The sequence below is a fragment of the Streptomonospora sediminis genome, assembly GCF_054778995.1.
Map to the genome: position 1 here is coordinate 31194 of NZ_BAAGYZ010000069.1, position 15120 is coordinate 46313.

At 72.2% G+C, this 15120-nt stretch carries 15 protein-coding genes; 9 read left to right on the plus strand and 6 right to left on the minus strand.

Annotated features, from left to right (window positions below; translation table 11 throughout):
* Position 1: 1 nt before the first annotated feature.
* From ACYVD5_RS13820 to ACYVD5_RS13830, 3 genes are read left to right on the plus strand one after another with little or no spacing between them, the layout of a single operon-like run.
* Positions 2 to 1165 (plus strand): muconate/chloromuconate family cycloisomerase, encoded by a 1164-nt coding sequence (locus tag ACYVD5_RS13820; RefSeq protein ID WP_461001425.1) that lies wholly within the window; start codon positions 2 to 4, stop codon positions 1163 to 1165.
* On the plus strand, positions 1152 to 2198 hold the full coding sequence (locus ACYVD5_RS13825) for an iron-containing alcohol dehydrogenase (RefSeq protein WP_461001426.1): 1047 nt from the start codon (positions 1152 to 1154) through the stop codon (positions 2196 to 2198). Before ACYVD5_RS13820 ends, ACYVD5_RS13825 begins: the two co-directional genes overlap by 14 nt.
* A 19-nt stretch (positions 2199 to 2217) precedes the next feature.
* Positions 2218 to 3531, plus strand: coding sequence for an FAD-dependent oxidoreductase (locus tag ACYVD5_RS13830; protein WP_461001427.1), 1314 nt, complete (start codon positions 2218 to 2220; stop codon positions 3529 to 3531).
* A gap of 246 nt (positions 3532 to 3777) precedes the next feature.
* Here the strand turns inward: ACYVD5_RS13830 and ACYVD5_RS13835 are convergent, their stop codons facing one another.
* Positions 3778 to 4422 carry a TetR/AcrR family transcriptional regulator gene (locus ACYVD5_RS13835; protein ID WP_461001428.1) on the minus strand — a complete coding sequence of 215 codons (645 nt, stop codon included), beginning with the start codon at positions 4420 to 4422 and terminating at the stop codon, positions 3778 to 3780.
* A 165-nt stretch (positions 4423 to 4587) separates the two neighbouring features.
* Between ACYVD5_RS13835 and ACYVD5_RS13840 the strand changes: the two genes are divergently transcribed.
* The 3 genes from ACYVD5_RS13840 to ACYVD5_RS13850 all read left to right on the plus strand — a co-directional run bounded on the left by ACYVD5_RS13840 (position 4588) and on the right by ACYVD5_RS13850 (position 7385).
* Positions 4588 to 5550 carry a zinc-binding dehydrogenase gene (locus tag ACYVD5_RS13840; protein WP_461001429.1) on the plus strand — a complete coding sequence of 321 codons (963 nt, stop codon included), beginning with the start codon at positions 4588 to 4590 and terminating at the stop codon, positions 5548 to 5550.
* 99 nt (positions 5551 to 5649) lie between these two features.
* On the plus strand, positions 5650 to 6645 hold the full coding sequence (locus ACYVD5_RS13845; protein WP_461001430.1) for an aldo/keto reductase: 996 nt from the start codon (positions 5650 to 5652) through the stop codon (positions 6643 to 6645).
* Positions 6646 to 6797: 152 nt separating this feature from the next.
* The gene (locus ACYVD5_RS13850) at positions 6798 to 7385 is read left to right on the plus strand and encodes a TetR family transcriptional regulator (protein ID WP_461001431.1); all 588 of its coding nucleotides are present in this window, start codon (positions 6798 to 6800) and stop codon (positions 7383 to 7385) included.
* Between the two features lie 41 nt (positions 7386 to 7426).
* Here ACYVD5_RS13850 and ACYVD5_RS13855 read toward each other — a convergent pair whose 3' ends face one another.
* A complete protein-coding gene (locus tag ACYVD5_RS13855) occupies positions 7427 to 8059 on the minus strand; it encodes a TetR/AcrR family transcriptional regulator (RefSeq protein ID WP_461001432.1) in 633 nt (210 codons plus the stop codon).
* Between the two features lie 234 nt (positions 8060 to 8293).
* Here ACYVD5_RS13855 and ACYVD5_RS13860 point away from each other — a divergent pair, with 234 nt between their 5' ends.
* Positions 8294 to 8974: a sulfotransferase family protein gene (locus tag ACYVD5_RS13860; RefSeq protein ID WP_461001433.1), complete on the plus strand. Its 681-nt coding sequence runs from the start codon at positions 8294 to 8296 to the stop codon at positions 8972 to 8974.
* Positions 8975 to 8997: 23 nt separating this feature from the next.
* Here the strand turns inward: ACYVD5_RS13860 and ACYVD5_RS13865 are convergent, their stop codons facing one another.
* Positions 8998 to 10533, minus strand: coding sequence for a serine hydrolase domain-containing protein (locus ACYVD5_RS13865; RefSeq protein ID WP_461001434.1), 1536 nt, complete (start codon positions 10531 to 10533; stop codon positions 8998 to 9000).
* Positions 10534 to 10736: 203 nt separating this feature from the next.
* On the opposite strand from ACYVD5_RS13865, the gene ACYVD5_RS13870 reads away from it, so the two are divergent.
* On the plus strand, positions 10737 to 12236 hold the full coding sequence (locus ACYVD5_RS13870; RefSeq protein WP_461001435.1) for a sensor histidine kinase: 1500 nt from the start codon (positions 10737 to 10739) through the stop codon (positions 12234 to 12236).
* Complete coding sequence (locus ACYVD5_RS13875; protein ID WP_461001436.1) at positions 12233 to 12886, plus strand: response regulator; 654 nt, start codon at positions 12233 to 12235, stop codon at positions 12884 to 12886. Before ACYVD5_RS13870 ends, ACYVD5_RS13875 begins: the two co-directional genes overlap by 4 nt.
* 189 nt (positions 12887 to 13075) lie before the next feature.
* On the opposite strand, the gene ACYVD5_RS13880 is transcribed toward ACYVD5_RS13875, so the two are convergent.
* From ACYVD5_RS13880 to ACYVD5_RS13890, 3 genes are all read right to left on the minus strand, one after another.
* The gene (locus tag ACYVD5_RS13880; RefSeq protein WP_461001437.1) at positions 13076 to 13483 is read right to left on the minus strand and encodes a hypothetical protein; all 408 of its coding nucleotides are present in this window, start codon (positions 13481 to 13483) and stop codon (positions 13076 to 13078) included.
* A 278-nt stretch (positions 13484 to 13761) separates the two neighbouring features.
* Positions 13762 to 14088 (minus strand): hypothetical protein, encoded by a 327-nt coding sequence (locus tag ACYVD5_RS13885; protein WP_461001438.1) that lies wholly within the window; start codon positions 14086 to 14088, stop codon positions 13762 to 13764.
* Between the two features lie 169 nt (positions 14089 to 14257).
* Positions 14258 to 15097: an enoyl-CoA hydratase/isomerase family protein gene (locus ACYVD5_RS13890; protein WP_461001439.1), complete on the minus strand. Its 840-nt coding sequence runs from the start codon at positions 15095 to 15097 to the stop codon at positions 14258 to 14260.
* Positions 15098 to 15120 lie beyond the last annotated feature (23 nt).

Consider the following 15120-nt stretch of genomic DNA (forward strand, 5'->3'; position numbering starts at 1 on the left):
CATGAGCCGCGCACCGGAAGCCGTCCCGGCAACGGCGCAGGCGGGCGGTTCCCTCCTGATCAAGGCGGTCGAGACGACAGTCCTCGACCTTCCCCTGCGCAGACCGCACCGGTTCTCCGTGCAGAGCGTCGACACCCAAGCGGTCCTGCTCGTCCGTGTGCGGACCGACGGCGGGATCACCGGCATCGGCGAGGGCGTCGTCCCCGGCGGACCGTGGTGGGGCGGGGAGTCCATCGAAGGCATGCAGGCCCTCGTCCAGGGTTACCTCGCACCGCTTCTCGTGGGTGAGGACGCACTGCGCGCCGACTATCTCGGGCACCGGTTGAACCGGTTCGTATCGGGTGCACCGTTCGCCAAGGCCGCGATCGAGATGGCGGTCTGGGACGCCTGCGGCAAGGCCACCGGGCTGCCGTTGCACCGGCTGCTCGGCGGGGCGCATCGCGACATCCTTCCGGTGACCTGGGCTCTGGGGGCCGACCCGGCTCCCCAGGTACTGGCCGAGGCCGCCGACGAGTTGGCGCTGGGCCGGCGATCGTTCAAGCTCAAGATGGGTGCGTCGCCTCCGGGCGAGGACACCGCCCGGATCGTCGAGATCGCCGAGGCATTGCGGGACCGGGCGGATGTCGCCGTCGACCTCAACGGGGCCTGGGACGAACCGACCGCTTCGCGGTGGCTTCCTGAGCTGTCCGCGGCGGGCGTGGGCCTGGTCGAACAGCCGCTGCCAGCGTGGAATGTAGCCGGGCTGGCCCGGCTAAGGGACCGTGCGGACACCGTCATCATGGCGGACGAGGCACTGCGGACCCCCCACGACGCGCAGCGGCTGGCCGAAGCGCACGCGGCCGACGTTTTCGCCCTCAAGTTGGGCAAGAGCGGCGGCATCGGGGCGGTCCGGCGCATCTCCGCGATCGCCGAGGCCGCCGGCATCGCCTGCTACGGCGGCACGGCCATCGAAACCTCGGTGGGCACGGCGGCGGCCGCGCACGTGTACTGCTCCACCGCCGGGCTCACCGCTGGCACCGAACTCTTCGGCCCCCGGTTGCTGAGCGACGACATCGTCGACGGGAATAGCGCCGGCGGACGGGTCGGAGAGCTACGGCTGGAGCACGGCCCGGGACTCGGCGTGGCCCTTGACGAGGACAAGGTGTCCCGTTATGCGCGGCGGTGACTTCGAGTACACGCCGGCCGGCCCGAGAGTCGTCTTCGGAACCGGTATCGCTGCGCGGCGGCTCGCCGGCGAGCTCGATCGGCTCGGGCTGCGCAGGTTGCTCCTGCTCGCCACCGACCGCGAGCGCCGCGACCGTGCTCAGCTCCTGGAAGCGGCCGGCGGCCGTATCGCGGCGCATACGGGCACGATCCGCCGCCACGTGCCGTCGGCGGCGATCGACAACGCCGTCGCCTGCGCCCGCGGGGCCGAAGCGGACGGACTGCTGTGCATCGGCGGCGGCTCCACCACCGGCCTGGCCAAGGCCGTCGCGCTCGAAACCGCCCTGCCGATCATCGCCGTGCCGACCACCTATGCCGGTTCGGAGGTCACGCCGGTCCACGGGCGGACCGACGGCAGGACCAAGCGCACGGGCCGATCCGATCTCGTCCTCCCGCGGACGGTGATCTACGACCCGCTGCTCGCCACGACTCTGCCTTGGCACGTGACCGCGCCGAGCGCGGCGAACGCACTCGCCCACTGCTTCGCCGGGTTCGCGGCACCCGGCGCGAACCCGCTATCCGCCTCCCTGGCGGCCGGCGGCCTACGCGCGCTGGAGACCGGGCTGCGTGCGACCGCCGCGGCCCCAGCGGATCCGGACGCCCGCTACCGGCTCTCCTACGGCTCCTACCTGGCCGGCACTGCTTTCGCGATCGCCGGTTCGGCCATGCAGCACACCATCGCCCATGTGATCGGCGGACGCTACGACCTGCCGCACGCCGAGACCCATACCGCTCTGCTGCCGCACGTCCTGCGCCACTTCCAGCGGCGGCATCCGGAGGCCGCCGGCGAAATGGCCGCAGCGCTGGGCACCGTCGGCGCAACCGATGCCGCCGACGCCATCGGCGCTCTGCTGCGGGACGTAGGCGCGGAGATCCGCCTGCGCGACCTTGGGCTTTCCGCTGCGGACCTGCCCGAAGCAGGCGACCTGCTGGCTGCGCGCATACGGCAACCGGACCGGTCCGCCCTGCTCGACATACTGCGAGACGCACTGTGAGATCGAAGGAAGGTACCCGATGACCGATTTCGACGTCGTGGTCGCAGGCGGTGGAGCCGCCGGTATCGCAGCGGCCGTTGGAGCGCGCCAGGCGGGGGCCGCTGTCCTGCTGGTGGAGCGCTATCCCTACCTCGGCGGCGCGGCCACCATCAGCTCCGTCCTGACCTACTGCGGGTTCTTCGATCAGGCCCACGAGCAGGTAGTCGGCGGCGTGGGCGCCGACATGCTGCGGCGGCTCCAAGCACGCGGCGTCTACCACGAAATGGCCGGTATGTCGCGGGATGGGGACGCGTCCGCACTCGCTGAACGACTGATCACCGTTGATCCGGGCAGCACAGACGCCTGGACCGGCCATCACTTCGTGCTGCTGGATCTGGAAACGACAAAGCTGGTCTGCGACGAGGTGGTCACCGAAGCCGGCGTGGACGTCCGCCTGCACAGCACGCTCGTCGGCGCGGCCAGGGACGAGCGGAACCGGATCACCGAAGTCCAGGTGCACGGCCGCGGCGGCACCGAACGGGTCACCGCGGGCTCGTTCGTCGACGCCAGCGGCGACGGTGCCCTGCTCGCGGCCTCCGGAGCCGGCACGCGGGTCGCTCCGGTCGCGGAACGGCAGACCAGCACGCTCGTGTGCCGGGCCGGCGGGGTGCCGGAGGACGCGGACCTGTCAACGGACGGCATTCGCGCCGCGCTCGCGGCATACGCTCGGGAGACGGGTGAGAATTTCCCCCGCGAGGGCGGGATCGCAGTGCGCCTGCCCGTAACCGGTCAGGCGTTCCTCCTGCTGGTGGACGAGCAGACCGACGTGCTCGATGCCGCCTCACTCACACGCGACGAGATGAACGCCCGCCGCCAAGCCTGGCGCTACCTGGCCGCCTTCCAAGCGCACCTGCGCGGCTGGCATTCGGCCCACCTGGTCGAGACCGGGCCGCAGTTGGGGATCCGGGAGGCCAGGCATCTGATCGGGTGCGAAGAGCTGACTCGCCACGATGTGGTCAATGGCCGAAAACGACCAGATGACGCGATTGCGCGGTGCGGTTGGCCAATCGAGGACCACACGGCGCCCGGGGTCACCGAGTACCACCGGATCGAAGGCGATAGCTGGTACGACATCCCTTACGGCGCGATCACGTCCGCCGACACCGGCAACCTCTGGGCTGCGGGCCGGCTCACCGCTGCGGACCGCGGCGCCTACGCCTCTGTGCGGGTCATGGGCGCCGCCTTCGCCACCGGCCATGCCGCCGGCGTGGCGGCCGCACGACACAGCCAGGGGCATCCACACGATGTCGCCGCCGTCCGGGCCGAGCTGATCAGACAGGGCGCGTTCGTGTAGGCCTGTGGTCTCAGCGGGTCCGGAGAACCGGGCGGCGGGGACGGTCCCGCCGCCGCGCCCCGCAGGCTCCGCCCGACAGCTGTCGGCAGGGGCCGCAACGGCGCGGGCACCGCCCCGCGCTCGCGAGGCAGCCGCCGGAAAGAGCGTCGAGGAGGGCGCCTGCAATCCCGGGAAAATCGAGCCGTTCACAGACCATGGCGATGGCGGCGCGGCGCGGATGTCGGCGCGGACGTCCTGGTGGCAGGTTCAGACAATGCGGGTCTGGTGCGTGGGCTGCAGGCGGGGCGCCGGCGGCAGCGTCGAGCGCGCTTGCGTCTCCGGTGCGGCGCCAAACGCCTCGATCACATAGGCGGCGAAGCGGCGTGAGGCCGCAACCCGAGCGTCGCGCGGCGTGTCTTGGAGGCCCCGGTGGGCCATGAGCATGAGGACCAGGTCGTCGACGACGAAACCTTGGCGCAGTCGGCCGGTCTGCTGGGCACGGCGGGCCAGGTCGCCGACCGCCCGCAGCGTCTGCTCCCGATCGGCCGCGAAGTCCATGGCCCCGGGGAAGGCCGCCATGAAGGCGTCGGCGAATCCGCGGCTGCGCGCGTGCAGTTCGCAGATCCGCTCGACCAGGCTCCGGAACCCCTGCCACGGGTCCGGGGACGCAAGGGCGCCGCGGACGGCGGCGTGGCAGTCCCGCCGCTGCTCGGCGAAGGTCTCCACGATCAGTGCCTGCTTGGTCGGGAAGTGCCGGTACAGCGTGGCGGGAGCGACGCCCGCATGCCGGGCGACCGCGCGCATGGGTGCCCTCAGGCCCTGCCCGCCGAACACAGCGCGGGAGGAGTCCAGGATGCGGACCCGGTTGTCGCGGGCGTCGGAGCGCGCCGCCTGAGGCAATTGGCCGGTCATCGCCTCTCACTTTAGCCAAACGGACTGGGGCGTCGGCTACGTTCCGATGGCGGTGCCGCCGCCGAGTCCCGGCATTTCGCCGGTGATGCCCTGGCTGTGGGGGCGGCTCGGCGCCCGCGGCCGCAGGGGCCGCGTTCCGCCCTTCCACCGATTCGAGGAGCAGCGATGAAAGCCGTCGTTATCAGAAAATTCGGAGACCCCGATGGCATGGAGGTCGTCGATGTGCCCGCGCCGGTCCCCGGACCGGGGCAGGTGCGCATCGCGACGGAGGCGGTCGGGGTGGGCGGCGCGGATGCCGTGATCCGCCGCGGAACGCTCGCCGCCTACGGCTTCCGCGAGGGCCATCTTCTCGGCAGCGAGGTAGCGGGACGGGTCACCGCGGTGGGAGAGCGCGTGGATGCCTCGTGGATCGGACGGCGTGTGTGGGCGTTCACCGGCACGTCCGGTGGCTATGCCGAACAGGCCGTGGCCGCGGTCGAGGATGCCCTTGCGCTGCCCGCTGGGTTGACCGGCGCCGAGGCGGTGACGCTCGGCGGCTCCGGCGTGGTCGCCCACTTCGCGCTGGACCGGGCCCGTATGTCGCCCGGCGAGACGGTGCTCGTACGCGGTGCGGCGGGCAGCATCGGGATCGCGGCGGTTCAGCTCGCGGCCGCAGGCGGTGCGGGCGCGGTGGCGGTCACCACCGCCTCAGCGGTGCGTGGCGCCCGCCTGCAAGAGCTGGGCGCCACCCATGTCCTCGACCGTTCCGGCGAGGGCGGCCCGGGATCGCCACGGGGCTTCGACGTGGTGATCGATGTCGTGGGGGGTCCCGAGCTGCCCGCTTCTCTGGACAAGCTCGAACCAAACGGGCGGTACGTGGTCGTCGGCGTGGTCGGTGGGCAGCCGCCGGCGGACTTCGGCATGCGGTTGATGGACGCCTTCCGCAGGTCGTTGTCGTTCTCCACGTTCAGCTCTGATGCCGTTCCCCGCGCCGACCGGCAGGTTGTGCGGGCGGACCAGTTCGCCGCTGCTGCGCAGGGGGACCTGCGCACGGTCGTGCACGGGGTGTTGCCTCTGGACCAGGCGGCACTGGCCCACCGCGAGATGGACGCGGGGAAAGTGTTCGGCAGGATCGTGCTGGCCCCCTGAGCCGGACAGGGACCGCATTCGCGCCCCCGGGGTGAAGCGCATCCCGGTTAAGTAATGACATTTTTTGTCATCTGTCATTACTTCGTCTACTCTGGAGTGATGGAGACACGCCACCTGGGAACCAACGGCCCCCGCGTCCCGGCGATCGGGCTCGGCTGCGGCGGAATGTCGGGTATCTACGGCCCCACCGACGAAGCGGACGGCATCGCCACCATCCGCGCCGCGATCGACTCGGGCATCACACTGATCGACACCGCAGACTTCTACGGTTTCGGACACAACGAGATGCTGATCCGCCAGGCGCTGCGCGACGGCGACCGCGAACAGATCACACTGAGCGGGAAGTTCGGCGCGCTGCGCGCTCCCGACGGCAACATGGTGGGGGTAGAAGGACGCCCCGCCAACGTCAAGAGCTCATTGGCGTATTCGCTGCAGCGGCTGGGGACCGAGCACATCGACATCTATCGGCCCGCCCGCCTCGATCCCGACGTGCCGGTCGAGGAGACGATCGGCGCAATCGCCGAAATGGTCCAGGCCGGCTACGTAGGCGGCATCGGACTTTCGGAGGTCGGCTCCGAGACCATCCGCCGCGCCCATTCCGTGCACCCGATCACCGACCTGCAGATCGAGTACTCACTGTTCAGTCGCGGCATCGAGACCGACATCCTCGACACCTGCCGCGAACTGGGAATCGGTATCACCGCCTACGGCGTCCTCTCCCACGGACTGCTGACGGGCACGTACCGTCCCGATGAAAGCGACCTGCGCAGCAACTACCTGCCGCGGTTCCAGGACAGCAATATTGAGGCCAACCTCGCGCTGGTCGAGCGGCTTCGGAAGGTTGCCGATGAACTCGGAGCGACGGTCGCCCAACTGGCGATCGCCTGGCTGCTTGCCCAAGGCCGCGGCCATGGCGACATCGTGGCCTTGATCGGGGCAAGGAGACCGCAGCGGATCACCGAGGCGCTTCCCGCGGGCGAACTGGAACTGAAGGCCGAGGACCTCGCCGCCATCGAGCAGGCGGTACCTGCCTCCGCGGTCAAGGGTACGCGATACGCTGCGTCGCAGATGGCTCATCTCGACAGCGAACGCTGACGGACTCGGGCGTGCTGCCGCGGCCGCTGCGAGGCCGCCGCGGGTGCCCGGCGTGCCGGCAGGGCAGGCCCGTGCCCTGCCGGCACGCCGGGCCGATCCGGTTCCTGCCGCGTCCGGTCCGGCGGACGGCGGTGCGTTTTAAGGGGGCGGGCATGCGCGCCAAAGCGCTTGATGCCGATGCGATTCTGGCGACGACCGAGGACGTGCTGCGCAGGCACGGCCCGGCGAAGGCCACCGTGGTGGATGTCGCCCGGGCGCTCGGCGTGAGCCATGGGAGCGTGTACCGGCACTTCCCCTCGAAGGCCGCCTTGCGCGAGGCGGTAACGCGCCGCTGGATCAGCCGGCAGCACGGCAAGATCGCCGCGGCCGCGGAAGCTCCCGGCGCTCCGCCACCGGAGCGGCTGCGGCACTGGCTTTCCACCGTCTTCGCCACCAAACGGGCCATTGCGCTGGACGAACCGGAACTGTTCGAAACGTACTCCGCCCTGGTGGCCGAACACAGCACTATGGCCGCGGAGCACTCCGCCGACCTTCTCGCCCAAATCCGCGCGATCGTCGTGGACGGCATTGCAACCGGAGACTTCGCCGGTGTGGAGCCGGATGTGACGGCCCGCGCCGTCTTCGACGCAACAGCGCGGTTCCATCACCCGGCACACACCGGGGAATGGCTATCCGCCTCGATCGACGCCGAGTTCGACGCTGTTTGCTCCTTGCTGATCGAAGGCCTTCTCACCAGATAAGCGCCGCGCTCCGGTGGGCGCCGATTTTCGGCGTGCGCCCCTCACTCCGAGCGGCGGCGTTGCACCTCGGCGGGACTCTGCATCGGCACCGGCCGCCCGGGCAGTGCGTGGCCGCTTCCCGGGCGCAGGCCGTCGACGGCGACACGGAGGACGCGTTCGACGAAGGCGGGGACGTGCTCCTCGGGAAGCGCCGGAAGCGGACGGGTGACGGCGATGATGAGCAGCATGATCTCGTCGGCCGCGATGTCGGAGCGGACCTGGCCGTGCCGCTGCGCCGCGGCGACCAGGTCGCCGACGGTCTCGATGGCCTCTTCGCGGGCGCGGGCCAGTTCCGGGTCGGAGTCCAGGTCGGCGAGCATGGGCAGCAGCAGCGGCATGAGCACGCCGGCCCGCAGCGCCGCGGCCGCGGTGACGAAGGACCACCAGGCGCCCTCTGGATCCCCTGCGATGCCGGCAAGGGCCCGACGCGCCGCGTCGCGCATTCCGCCGATTCCGTCCAGCACGACGGCGCGTATGAGCGCCGACCGGTCGGGGAAGTTGCGGTAGAGCGTCGCGATGCTGACCCCCGCCCGCTGCGCGACGGCCTCCAAGGCGGCGTCGGCGCCGCGCTCGGCGAACAGTGCACGTGCCGCGCTCAGCAACTCCTCGCGGTTGCGCCGCGCGTCGGTCCGCACGTCCGTCCACCTCTCCTCGATGCCTTGCCGTACACCCAGTCTAACCGTAGAGTGCACCTACGGTTTTCCGTAGGAAATCCCTACGGTTGTTCGGGTGGCGCGGAGGGGACCGGGCACATCCGGGCCCGCAGGCGGTGCGGCCGCCGACCCCGCCGCCGCGGTCCGCGGCCGGGCCCGGACATCCCCTCCGATGCCGCCGATACACGCCGACGAGACAGCAGGGAAGGAACGCGCATGCTGAAGGTCATCGGAGCCGGGCTACCGCGTACGGGCACGAGTTCACTCAAGGCGGCCCTGGAGCGCCTCGGCTTCGGCTCCTGCTACCACATGTTCGAACTGATGCGCCGGCCTGAGCACATCGAGCGCTGGATGCCCGCCATGGCCGGAGAGCCCGCCGACTGGGACGGGGTCTTCGAGGGCTACCGAGCGGCCGTGGACTTTCCGGCCTCGATCTTCTGGCAGGAGCTCAGCCGGACCTACCCCGACGCCAAGATCATCCTCACCGTCCGCGACCCGAAACGCTGGCACACCAGCGTCAGCAACGCCTTCCCCGACCGCTCCCGGATGGAAGCGGACGGCCTTCCCGCGCCGCTGCACGGCTTCTTGGAGTTCCTGCCGCTGATGGCGGACGCGGCAAAGCAGCGGTTGGACACGGCGTGGGAACTCGGCAGCCCAATGACCGAGGAGCAGGCGGTGAACGTGTTCCAGGCGCACACCGAGCAGGTCCGCGCGGCAGCACCGGCCGGCCGCCTCCTGGAGTTCTCCGTCGGAGACGGCTGGGGCCCGCTGTGCGACTTCCTGGGCGTGGAGGCCCCGGACGAGCCGTTCCCCCACCTCAACGACACCGAGACGATGCAGCGCATGTACGAGACCATGCGGGAGTCGGCGACGATCACCAGTCCCTTCGATACCTGAGGCCGTACCCGCGCGCCCTCCGGCTACCCGCGCCGGAGGGCGCGGATCAGCGCCACAGCGCGTGCGGCGGCCACCGCGCCGCAGGCGAGGGCGGCGAGGACGAGGAACCCCAGTTCGGCCGGAACGCCGTAGAAGCGCTGGAGCCAGGTGCCGTCGCGCCCGCCCATCAGAAAGTCGACGGCCGGCTGGAACGCGGCCAGCAGCGCCGGCGGCACCAGGTAGGGCAGCAGCCGGACGGCGGCCCGCCACAGCGGGCGCCGCCGGCGGCGCGCCGCCCAGGCGCCGCTGCGCACCAGGCCGCGGACGCCGAGCGCGGCCGCCGCCGCTGTGAGCACACCGAACACGGCGTCGACCCGCCACAGCCATGACCCGCCCTCGGGCGGCGTGCGGCCCTCGGTCAGGGCCAGTAGCCCGTCGGCCAGGCCCCACACGTCCTCTTCGGTGAGCGAAATCCCGGTGTTGATGAGCACCGCGACCCCGTAGCCGGTCTCGGGGACCAGAAACTGATAGGACGAGTAGGTCGACAGCGCGCCGCCGTGCCAGATCTGCGGCGCGCGCGAGTGGTCGCCCTCGCCGGGCTCGCGGCGCATCCAGCCAAGGGCGTAGCGGCCCTCGTTGGACGAGGGGGTGTGCATCTCGGCGATGCTCTGCGCCGACGCCACGCGCTCTCCGTTCGCCGCAACCCCCTTGCCGTGCTGGAGGACGAGCCAGCGCGCCATGTCGCCGGCGGTGGACACGATCCCCCCGGACCCGGCGCTGAAGTGGTCGGGTTCCGGCACGGGGATGTTCGCGCCGTAGGCACGGATGTGGCCGTTCTCCAGCCCCGGGTGGGGCGCCCCGGCGTGCTCCAGCGCGGCGGTGTCGTCCATGCCCGCTGGAGCGAACACTTTGTGGTGCAGGTAATCGCCGAACGGCCGCCCGCCGACGGCCTCCACCAGCCGGGCCGCGACGTGGTAGTTGGGGTTGTGGTAGTTCCACTCGGCTCCGGGATCGGCGGCGAGCCCGGCGGTGCGCAGCCGCGCGACGGCCTCTTCCGGTGAATCCGGCCGGCGGGGGCGCGCCCCGTCGGGCAGGGTCCGGTCGGACATGCCCGAACTCTGGTCGAGGAGTTGGCGGACGGTGATCCGCTCACCGCGCGGATCGGCGATGCGGAACCCGGGCAGGTAGCGCCGCACCGGCCGGTCCAGTTCGACCTTGCCCGCCTCCACCAGCTGCATCACGGCCAGCGCGGTGAAGGACTTGCTCAGCGATGCGATCCGCATCGGCGAATCGGCGGTCAGCGGTGCGCCGCCGGCGGCGCGGCCGTAGCCTGCGGTGAGCACCACGTCGTCGCCCTCGGTGACGGCGACGGCGGCGCCCGGCAGGCCGGTGCGCTCGACATAGCGCTCGGCGAAGGCGTCCAGGCGCGCGGCGCTCGCGCCGCCCGCGTGCTCTGCGGCCGCAGCGGTCGGGGCGCAGGCGGCGGACGCCGCGAGTGCGTACGCGGCGATCGCGCCGAGTGCCGTGCAGCGGCGGAACGCGCCCGGGTGGGGTCGGGGCCGAGGCCGGTTGACCGGCATGGTTGTTGTCCTTCCAGGTGGACCGGTTGCTTGCCCGGAAACGCTAGAGAGCAGCCGAGCGTCCGCGCATCGCGCGTCCGTGGCCGATCGCGCCCCCACCTGCGTGGCGGCCGGGGCCGCCGCTCCCCCCACTTTCGTGGCACCCGCCGCTACCGAAACCCTCCTGACGGGCGACGATACGGGTGCGGCCGTTCAGTAGCGTGGTGGCCGTGCAACCGGTCGACGAGTCCATCGCCCCCTCCCCCGCCGCCGTGCGCGCAGCGCGCGCGAGCGGGCGGGCGGCCTTGCTGTGGACCGCCTTCGCAGTGTGCGCGGCCGGCGACACCGCCGTCCTTCTCGCAGGTGGTGCGGCTGTTTCGGTCGCTGCGCTGCCCTTGGCGGTGCTCGCCTTCGCCTGCGGCCGGGCCCTTGCCCACGACCGGGTCGCCGCGGGTCTCCTGGCCGTGCTGGCGCCGCTGCAAGCGGTCGCCGTACTGGTGGCCCGGGCTTCGGTGACGCACGCGCTCGCCGCTGCGGCCGCCGCTGTGCTCCTCGCCGTGCTGCCCTGGCTCGCGGGCCGGTACCTGCGGCGGCGCGCCGAAACGGCCGCCTACGGGTGGCGGCGGGCCGAGCTGCTGGAGCGCGAACACGAACTGGTGGCCGAGCGCGAGCGGCTGCGTGAGCGCGCCCGCATCGCCCAGGAGATGCACGACTCGCTGGGCCACGAGCTCAGCCTGGTCGTGGTGCGCGCCGGCGCGATGCAGGTGGCACCGGACTACGGCGAGCAGGAGCTGCGCCGCGCCGCGGGCGAGGTACGGGACGGCGCCGCCGGAGCCGTCGAGCGGCTGCAGGAAATCATCGGAGTCTTGCGGGGCACGGGCGATCCGTTGGCGGGCGACCCGCTGAGCCAGAGCCCCGGCGAACTGCTCGACCGCGCCCGCGGCGCGGGCATGGACATCGAGGTGAGCGGGGCGGAGCTGCTCGACCGCGGGCCGGACTCGGTACGGCGGGCGCTGTACCGGGTGGTGCAGGAGGCGCTGACCAACGCGGCCAAGCACGCGCCGGGCGCGCCGGTGGCCGTGCACGCCGAGGAGACGCGCCAGGCCGGATACGCGCTGCGGGTACGCAGCGGCGCGCCGCCGCAGGGCGGGCCGGGGCAGGCGGCGGCCTCCGGCGGCAGCGGGTTGGCCGGACTGGACCGGCGGCTGCGGTCCCTGGGCGGTTCGGTTTCCGCCGGTGCCCTCGCCGACGGCGGGTTCGAGGTGGCGGCGCACCTGCCCGCGGTCCCCGCCCGCACCGGCGCGGGCGGCGGGCGCTCGGCGGAGCTGGCGTCGCGGTTCTCCGTTGCGCAGCGGCGCGCGCTGGCCGCAGCCGTGCTGGCGCCGCCGGCGCTGCTGACCGTGCTGGCGGCGGCGTGGTTGGGCTACTACTGGTACGTGTCCGCCCACTCGGTCCTCGACCCGGCGGAGTTCGCCCGCCTGCGCGTGGGCCAGGAGCAGCGGCAGGTCGAGGAGGTTCTCCCCGCGATGCGGATGCTCGATCCGCCATCGGAGCGCGCTACAGCGCCTGCCGGCTCCCGGTGCCGCCACTACCGCTCGGAGGTCGCGCTGCCGGGCGCCGCCGCCACCGCATACCGGCTGTGCTTCGCCGATGGCCGGCTCGTCGGCAAAGACGCCGTGCCGGTCGGCGCCGGCGCGCAGGACGCCCGCGGGGGTCCGGGGTGATCCGGGTCGTCCTCGCCGACGACGAGGCCCTGATCCGGGCGGGTATCTCCACGATCCTCTCCGCTGACCCCGGCATCGAGGTGGTCGCCGAGGCGGGCACGGGCGAGGGCGCCGTCGAGCTGGCCGGGCGGCACCGCCCGGACGTGGCACTCGTCGACATCCAGATGCCGGGGACCGGCGGGCTCAGCGCGGTGCCGGAGATCCTGCGCGCCTCGCCGCCAACGGCGGTCGCGATTCTGACGACGTTCGGTCAGGACGACTACATCACCCGCGCGCTGGAGGGCGGCGCGAACGGCTTCCTCCTCAAGACGGCCGAACCACACGAGCTGATGGCCGGCGTCAGGGCGGTCGCCGGGGGCGGCGCATTCCTATCGCCCCCGGTCGCCCGGCGCGTGATCACGACCTTGCGGGACCGCCCGGCGCCCCCGCCCTCGGCCGCGCGTGCCCGCGTCGCGGCGTTGAGCGGGCGCGAGCGGGACGTCCTCGCCCTGCTGGGCGCGGGCGCCTCCAACGCTGAGATCGCTGCGCGGCTGCACTTGGCCGAGGACACCGTCAAGGCCCATGTCAGCGCGATCCTGGCCCGCCTGGATCTGCGCAACCGGGTGCAGGCGGCCGTGCTCGCCCATGAGGCGGGCGTGGTGCGCGGGTGAGCCCTGCGCCGCGGGCCCCGGCCGGGTCGGCGCCGGCCGCCGCGGTGGTCCGGGCCGCTGCCTTTGCCATCGGTTCCGCTCCGGGTCAGGCCTGCGGCCGCCCCCGGCGGTGGCCGGCTCTTCCCTGTTCAGCGCTTCCTCTGGCCGGCGCAGTGGCCGGGGGTGCGCATGGCGGGGTGGTTCCGCGGCTCAGTCCCCGGCGGGTTCGCCCCGCTGGCCGAGCTGCGCGCGCAGGGCCTCCCAGTCGCTCGCGCGCGCCATCGCCCGGTACACAGGCAGCGATGTGGTCGTTGCCTGGCCCACGGTCATCGTCAGCCGCGTCCCTTCGGCATCGAGGCGCGCCTGCGGGCGGATCCCGGTCCGCGCCTGCTGGCCCCGCATGATGGGTACCCGCAGTTCCGTCGGCGTGAGCACGAAATAGGGCATACGGACGTAGAAGATCCCGAAGGCCAACAGGACCAGACCGGGAATGAGCGCGGCCGAGCCCGCCTCGCCGTCGACGGTCACCCAGAGCCAGACGCCGGTGCCGCATACACCGATGCCCAGCGCCAGGAACAAACCGCAGAGCCACCAGGCGAACCGCACCGTGACCGTCATGTTCTTCTCACCGCTTCCAAGGGGGACGCGGCCCTGCCGATCAGGGCCTTGCGGGCAAGGCCTGATTCTAAGGGGGGCCGGATCCGCGCCGCCGCCGGGGTCTGGGCCGCTCGCGGCCAGGTGGCCGCCGCGGAACCCGCCACCGACCGCCCGACCATCGCGGATGCGCGCGCCGGCCGGGCCCGGTAGGCGCGCCGGTGGGTGCACCGCGGCCCGGTTCTTACCGCGGCGATTGCCCTCGGCGGTGGGCACCGTGCGTTATCGGCGGGGCGGCCCGATCAGCCCGGAGCGGGCGGGGCGGCCTCGGGTGCCGCGGTGACCGGCTGCGCCCGCGGAGTCTTCAGCGCAGGTTCGTCCTCGTCCTCGAACTCGAAGCTGAAGTAGACGGTCAGGGCGTAGGGTTCGTCCTCGCCGAACAGTTCGTCCCACGCCGCATCGAGCAGGTGCACGTTCAGTTCGTCCGCCCACGCTTGTGCTTTGCGGAAGACCTCGGCGTTGGTACGGCCGAAGAACATCCTGCGGGCAATCGGGTGCACCTGGGATTCGGAGTCGGAGTCGTCGAAGTCCGCCGGGACCTCGATGCAGAGTTCAGGATCAACCTCCATGGCGGCCATCCTGGCAGCGTTCCGCTCCGCCGGCCACCCCGTTTGCCCCGACTCCCCCGCGCCCGAATTACGCCTCGCTGGAACACGGGGTCCGGCTGACCGGGACGGACACGTGGAGCCGGGGCACGCGGTGCTTGCGCGCGGCGTGCGGACAGATCTCCCAACCGGCTCAGGTGATCCCGTCGACCAGGGCCTCCAGGTGGCGCTCGCCCTCGCGGGTGTGGGCCCCGGCGGCCAGTGCGGCTTTGGCGAGGCGGGCTGCAGCAGGGGCGCCGAAGAGTCCGTTGAGGAGTTCGTCGGCTTTGCGCAGGCCTTGTGTTGCCGACTCGGCTGCGGCGTCGACCGCGGCGGTGGCGGCACCGGCGACGCCGACCGGTAGGGCGGCGATGCGCGCGGCGAGGGTGTCGACGAAATGGTCGAGTTCGGTCTCCGGCACGGCCCGGTTCACCCATCCGATCCGTTCCGCTGTTGCGGCATCGATCAGCCGGCCGCCGAGGATGATCTCCAGGGCGCGTGCGCGGCCGACCAGGCCGGGCAGGTAGGCGGTACCTCCCGCGCCCGGGATGATGCCCAGCCGGCTCTCCATCTGGGCCATTCCGGAGTGCTCAAGCGAGGCGAACCGCATGTCCATTGCGGACAGCAGCTCCGCGCCGCCGCCGCGCGCCAGTCCGCGCAGCTTGCCGATTGTGATCTGCGGCAGCGACCGGATGCGTTCGTTCAGGCGCATCATCGGGTTGAGGGACCGGTCCTGTCCGGGTGCGATGGGCAGCTCCGCAAACGCCGCGGGGTCGGCTGCGGCCGTCATGTCGCCGTGCGCGACGAAGACGTCCGGGTCCGCGCTTTCGAAAACGATCACCCGGATGCCGTTGTCGCCGGACATTGCCTCGGCGAACCGGTCCAGATCCGCCATCAGGGCGGCGTCGAGCAGGTTGACGGGCGGATTGTCGATCACGGCGTGTGCCACGCCGCCGGTGAGAGAGGTCGTGAGGGTCGAGTATGCGTCGGTCATGCTTCCCGCCTTAGCGCCGGAGT